Genomic DNA, 6,333 nt, shown 5'->3' on the forward strand with positions numbered 1-6,333 from the left:
GCGCTGTTCAACGAGTACAACAATATCATAGACAACAACATCTGTGACTCAGGGGAACAGTCTGGGCGGATGAACTAAAAGGAGCTCACTTTACTGCAAGCGCTTTTGGGCAGCAAGAATTAAATGCCCTGCGGGGCAGTGCATGGCTGACGCTTGCTAGGGGGGGGAGTCGCCGATGACGAACGGCAAAGCATGGATGCGCGCTATGTATGCGAACACTGGCAGGTAGTAAGCAGGCTGCCTATTTATGATGATGTGTCACATGCGGTAAATCGGCTTGAATGCAAAAATAGAGGCAGATGTCTTGAAAACATTCACTGGGTGCTAGCATTCATCGTCATGAGTCTTACTAGGCAAAGCGTGCGGGAACGATGGCGGCAAGCGCTATAGTGTTACCGCTGCTTAAGTGTTAGCGCTTAAGTGCAACCGCTGAAGCGTCCTCGCTGCATTGCTGTTGATTCACAGTAGTCAATTAGTGAGCACCTAAGAGGGCGATGATATCACCTGTGTAAAGGCAAAAAAAATCCCTCGAGGATGTCGAGGGATTTAAATAGAAGCCTCGCTGCAGGCAGTTATAAACGGTAATCAGCGAGGGCTTAAGGACTAGAGCTTGTAGCTCATGCTCAGCATGAACATCTGCGCCGTGTAGTCATGGCTATTGCTGCCAAAGCCTACAAGGTTCCAGATCCCATCCACCGCGATATCATTGGCGGCGTCATTATCCTTATAATTTTCGACTTTATAATCGAAGCGTAACGCCATTTTTTCGGTGGCTTGATATTGCGCATATAAGTTAATGTTATGAACTTTGGCAAAATAATCGCCGTAGTCGCCAGTGATCGCTTGTCTAACCTGAGTGTTACTGTCGGAGTTGGAGTAGGTGTAATCCAGCCCTAAACGTAGCTTGTTCTCAAGCAGGTTGTTGTAACTTAGCCCTGCACCAAAGACATCTACGTCATCCTCAACCATTCCGACCCAAGTGGGTGTGCTGAAGTTTTTGCTACCCGCTTGTTCAGACTCAATGGTTTGATGGTTGTAAAACGCCGTTGCCAGTAAGTCATTGGTGATCATATAGCTGATATTGGCATCATAACTGGTGTCTGTTGACTCCGTTAACCCAATCACAGTATCGGTATAATCATCCACGGCATAGCGCGCACCGAGGTCAATGGTCACGCTCTCGATAGGGGAGTGCGTAACACGGGCCTCGACTTGAGTGCGATCACGGTCCGCGAGATTGTACTTACGTAACAAGCTATTGGTTTCCGATGAGGTCCACTCTGAAGCTTGGTAGCGTGAGCCATCGCGTTGGCCATAGCTGCCTTTGACCCACATGTCCCATGTCTCAAAGCTGTTGACTCTAAAACGGGCCCAAACGGTGTTTTCATCCGTCGTTTCAACGTCTTGATAATTTCGTTGATCCCGTTTGAAATCATAGCCACCGTCCAGCTTCATCCCCCGGTTGATACGATAGTCGGCCGCGACTTTAAAACGCTGACTACGGTTATCGTATGGGGTGTTATAGGCAACTTTACCGTTAACATTGTTGATGCTGATCTGAGTCCATTCTTCGATTTGCGTGTTGTTATCGCGGTCGTGGTAATCGTAACTACCACTTAGGCGCAAGTCATTAGTCACTTTGCTGACGACTTTGAGGTTCATTCCAAACAGATCGACTTTTGCATCCACGGCGTCACTGGTTAACTGGTTAGAATAACGGTAGTTATCCGTCACCAGTGCCTGATCTTGGCTCATTTGGCCTGCCAGAATACGCCCAGATAACACATTGGTACCATCGTTATATTGGCCTAAGAGCGATACCGTGTGTGACTGATTGTCAGGATCGAGTGCCATAGTCCCGCGGGTTTGCGCACCAAAGGTGGGGTTGAAGGCACTGTCAAAACTCAGTTGCTGGTTATCATTTTTAAACAATGAGCCATTATAGTTAAGCGCAGTAAACCAACGGTCCCCCCTGAGTTTAACTCCTGCATCAATCGTGTCTGTCGTGTAATCGACCGGCTCGGCTAACATCATCGACTGATTGAAGAAACTGCCAGAAGCTTGTTTTAAGCCGGTTTTTTCTTCACGTTGGTAATTAACGTAGGTACTCCACAATGACTCGCCTTGGTATTCAAAGCCTAATCCTGTGCGTTGACGTTTGAGCGACAATTCGAGTGCATGCAGACTATCCATTAACAAAGGCATTTGGCTACTTGAACCCGCCGTTACCCAGTTATCTGGCAGGGTTAAGTTGCCGCTACCTATGCCTGAATAGGGCGTTAAGGCGCTATTGCTATCGTAGGTCGCAATTTGGCGGTAGTTAAGATTGACATTGTACTGGCCTTGTTTGCCCGCATTCACATCAAGGCGACCACCATCCATTCCTAGTTGATAGGCTTCAACACTGGCGCGGTAGCCTTTGGCGCCCACATAGGCAAGGTCGGCATCAAATTTACCTGCAACTTCGTTGCTGCTACCAAAAGCATTGGCTGAGCGGATATCGTCTTCGCTGTTATAACCCACGCCGACGCCGACAGTCCCTGATACCCCGGTTTCAACGACACAGCCTTTACAGCTCCATGCCGACATTTTGACTTTTTCAGTGTTGGCATTCGCCAGTCCATAACCGCCGGCAGCCATTGCCATACCACTGTTAGCCAGTAACGCCAGAGTGATCAAATTGAGTTTAAATTTCATTTTCTCGTCTCCTTAGCGCTGTAATAGCTTGCCAGATGGATGGTTAGAACCATGAACCTGACTATGGCAATTTAAGCAGCTTCTTCCGCCAGTAAACGCATTGTCACCGACATTCGCACCCATTCCAGTATTACCTAAGTAAGCGTTGCTGGCATGGCCATCGCTGGCATGACATTGCTGACACAGCTGTGGTGCGCGGGTTTTTAGCATGCCATCGTTCACACTGCCATGAGGATTATGGCAGGTCACGCAGTTTTCCGTGACGGGTGCATGCTCCCACAGTTTTGGGCCGCGTTTTTCAGCGTGGCAGGCATAACAGGTATCGTTGACTGTGGGTTTGTTGAGATCGGAGTCGGTCATACTGCCATGAGGATTGTGGCAATCGCTACAGGTCATTTGGGCCCATTTGAGTGGGTGACTTGAGCGCTTGTTCATATCCGCTTTTTGCTTGGTATGGCAGCTAGTACAGACTTCCATTTCGGTGTTTTTAGACAGCACTGGATCTTTCGCCACATGCACTTGGTGACAAGAGGCACAGGCGACATCGGCGTTGTCGTGGTGACCACCGTTCCAAGACATGCGCTTATCATCTTGGTGACAGCTCATACACACGCTGTTTTGTTTTTCAGCGCTTAAGGTGGATTGCTTGCCGAAGGTGATCATCGGCTCGTTACCGCCCTTGTTGTGATTGCCCATTGGGCCGTGGCACGCTTCACATTGTAAGCCCGCCATGGGGCTTTTTGATGAGTCAATCGCGCCGTGAACCCCTTTGAATAGGTCCATCACTTTTTCAGATTTTTTGTGACACATTAAGCAGGTATCGGCACCTTTAGGGGAGTAGCTGCCTTCGGCAAACTTTTTATCTAAGGTGGCTTCGACTTGCTCGGGAGTCATTTTGGCGTCCCACTTAGCGGCATGCGCTGGGGTAATGCCAAATGACAGTACTGCTGACAATGCCATTGACATGGCGAATGCGGGCAGCAGGTTCTTCATTTTTTGACTGTTCTTCATAATAGGCTTCCCAATTTGTCCCAACAAAACTCAAGAAAGGGGGAGCACGCTCCCCCCGCTTGGGCAAATTACATTTTCACTTGAGTGTGATCTGTTGGTGTGGGTTTATGACAGTAGAAACAGGTTTCTGACTGCGCCGCTGCATTCGCTTCTGAGTACTCTCCATCAATAATGGCACCGTAGGATTCGAGTTGCTCCTTGGTATGGACCATGTATTGGCTACCCACAGTATGGCAGGTCGTACAGGTAGCTGCGATAGGAGTGGAGTAGCCTGGTTTTGTCGCATCATCACTGGCCGTTGCGGCCGTATTCAATGCACCTTTCTTCTTGAAAGAGTCAAGATTGAAGTCATTGTGACAAGATGCACAGTTACCACCAATTAGGCCATAAGCCTTGTCAACGTGGGTTTTGTGTACTTTTAACTCTAACGCACCGCGGTTGGCTGGACTATAAGTGCCGTCAGGCGTGTGACAAGCGACACAACCATCCACCCCTACGATAGGCTTACCGTTGGCATCCTGAGTGTGTGACAGTTGTTCAGTCATCACAAAACCTGCATGGTAGCCTTTATGTAGTTCAAAGGTTTCACCGTGACAGCTTTGGCAAGTACCAAACTCAACTGAGTTGACATGACGCATGCTAGGCGCTTTACCTGACTTAGTACCAAAGGCCATTTCCGCTTTCATGCTGGTCGTGGTGCTGTCTGTCGTACAAGCGGTTAGGGTCGAACCGGTATTACACACTTCTAACCCAATGAAGCTAAAGGCGGTATCTGTGTCAGTGCCTTCTGCGCCAAAAGGAAGGGCAGGTGTGGTAAAGGTAAACTTACCTTCTACGATAGTCACGCCAGACTCTAATAAACCATTTTTGATCAGGTCTTTAGTTACTTTCTTATAGCCACTAACTGGACTTGGGTTATAGCCCATGATCGGGAAGTTAGGCCCAACGTTAGTGATGGTTTCTAAGCGTTTGATTTGATTTTGAACAGTAGCAGCATCTATTGCTTTGCCATCTTTATCTAGGATAGCGACACTTAACACGGCTGTATTGTCATCTTTAGCGACTAATGTCGCTTCCATACCGAGCTGTGCAATCACGGCTTTTTTATCAGCTTTTTTGCTGGTATGGATTTGTTTGGTGGTTTCACTGCTATGGCAAGCGATACAGTTAGAATTATCTAGCTGAGTTGAGTGACCTTTACCCGCAGCAAAGTCGATCCCGACGTGACAGCTGGTACATACTTCCATAGTGGGGATACGTGACCAATTGTTCGCTTCTGACAGCATGTCAGATTCAACGTGGCAAGCTTGGCAATTATCTTGAACAATGTTTTGTGCAACTTCTGGGACTTTATTGTTTTTGCCCCACGCTTTGTTGGCATTATGCACATTGTGAATTAAGTGACTAAAGGCGACATGAGGTTTACCACGGCCATCGGCAAACTCTTGAGTATGACAAGAGATACAGGTTTCAACTTCAGTTGCCTGATGGTAAATTTTTTCACCTTCAACGTGACAAGAGGTACAAACCTCATGACTGACGATGTTTTTGGTGTATAACGGTGCATTACCTTGGCCATCGAAATCTTCAACCATTTCTGCAACAGGTACTGTTGTACCGTCTGGTAATGTACCAGCTGCTGAAACTACGTTAAAACGCTGAGTTAATTGCGTATTAAATTTTTTGTCAGCATCAAATGTGCCGAAGCTGAATTCATAGTAACCATTTTTTTTATCAACAAAGGTCTTGGTTGAACCCAGTTGTTGCCAGTTAGCGCTATTACCTGGGCCTGTTGCGCCTTCAGGAATTAATTGCAATGCTTTTTTTATTTCTAAGTTAGCTAAACCAACAACCGGCATATCCGCTTCGTTGGTGGCAAACACTGTGACGATGGGTGCGCCGTTTTCATAGCTGACTTTGGTAATATCCAGATTTAGCTTAGTGATAGTGCCAGCCGGCTCGCCACCGGGATTACCGGGATTGCCATCTGGACCGTCTTTACCATCGCTACCACAGCCGGTTAAGGCCATAGAGAATGCACTGGCTGCCAGCAGCAGTGCGATTTTAGATTTTTTTGTGTTCATCATTTTTTCCCTGCATAGGTTTGGCATTACTTAAACGTATATATTCTAGTTCATACAGATTCTATGGCTGTATTTTGTGTACTAAAGCGAGTTTAAGTGAATGCTGGAAATAGAATTCCCCAAAGAAAGATTAACTTAACACCCTCTTAAAATCTTTAAGCCCTTTGCTATTGTGTGACTTGGATCTTTCTATTTCTAAAGTGGTAGTTTTGCCCCTCGGGAAAAATGATTTTATGAGTGCGAGATGACAATTTAGGCATAAAAAAAGAGAGCGGTAACAACCGCTCTCTTTCAATCACCTAACAGCTTAGGAATAACGCGCTACTACCCAGTAACGTTTATCCGATTAATTGCCGTGGGCTTCCATTAATTGTGCTGGAGTGTGGCACGTTGCACAGCTTTCAGATGCACGTTTTTGGACATCGGCTGCATCGCTTCCATCTAAGATACCGCCGTTAGCTTCGATGTGCGATTTAGCAGCAGTAGACAGATATTTTTGGTGGCAGCTTAAGCAAGTGCCTGCATCGGAAGATACCCAAAT

Annotated in this window: 4 protein-coding genes; all 4 read right to left on the reverse strand. The window is 47.0% G+C overall.

The annotated features are described in order from the left end of the window. Positions 1-603: 603 nt before the first annotated feature. Positions 604-2,697, reverse strand: a complete 2,094-nt coding sequence (locus ACRCZA_RS14445) for an MtrB/PioB family decaheme-associated outer membrane protein (protein WP_438675101.1) — start codon at positions 2,695-2,697, stop codon at positions 604-606. Positions 2,698-2,709: 12 nt separating this feature from the next. Beyond that, on the reverse strand, positions 2,710-3,708 hold the full coding sequence (locus tag ACRCZA_RS14450) for a DmsE family decaheme c-type cytochrome (protein WP_438675102.1): 999 nt from the start codon (positions 3,706-3,708) through the stop codon (positions 2,710-2,712). A gap of 68 nt (positions 3,709-3,776) precedes the next feature. Continuing rightward, complete coding sequence (locus ACRCZA_RS14455; protein ID WP_438675103.1) at positions 3,777-5,795, reverse strand: OmcA/MtrC family decaheme c-type cytochrome; 2,019 nt, start codon at positions 5,793-5,795, stop codon at positions 3,777-3,779. A 343-nt stretch (positions 5,796-6,138) separates the two neighbouring features. Beyond that, the coding region (locus tag ACRCZA_RS14460) for a multiheme c-type cytochrome (RefSeq protein ID WP_438675104.1) at positions 6,139-6,333 on the reverse strand (195 nt) is incomplete at its 5' end.

The sequence above is a fragment of the Shewanella sp. genome (assembly GCF_051658185.1).
In the GTDB taxonomy this organism is placed as follows: Bacteria; Pseudomonadota; Gammaproteobacteria; order Enterobacterales; family Shewanellaceae; genus Shewanella.

What these genes read in the sequence shown, in the direction of transcription:
- ACRCZA_RS14455 (WP_438675103.1), bottom strand. Translation starts at nt 5,795, where the DNA reads ATGATGAACACAAAAAAATCTAAAATCGCACTGCTGCTGGCAGCCAGT.
- ACRCZA_RS14445 (WP_438675101.1), bottom strand. Translation starts at nt 2,697, where the DNA reads ATGAAATTTAAACTCAATTTGATCACTCTGGCGTTACTGGCTAACAGT.
- ACRCZA_RS14450 (WP_438675102.1), bottom strand. Translation starts at nt 3,708, where the DNA reads ATGAAGAACAGTCAAAAAATGAAGAACCTGCTGCCCGCATTCGCCATG.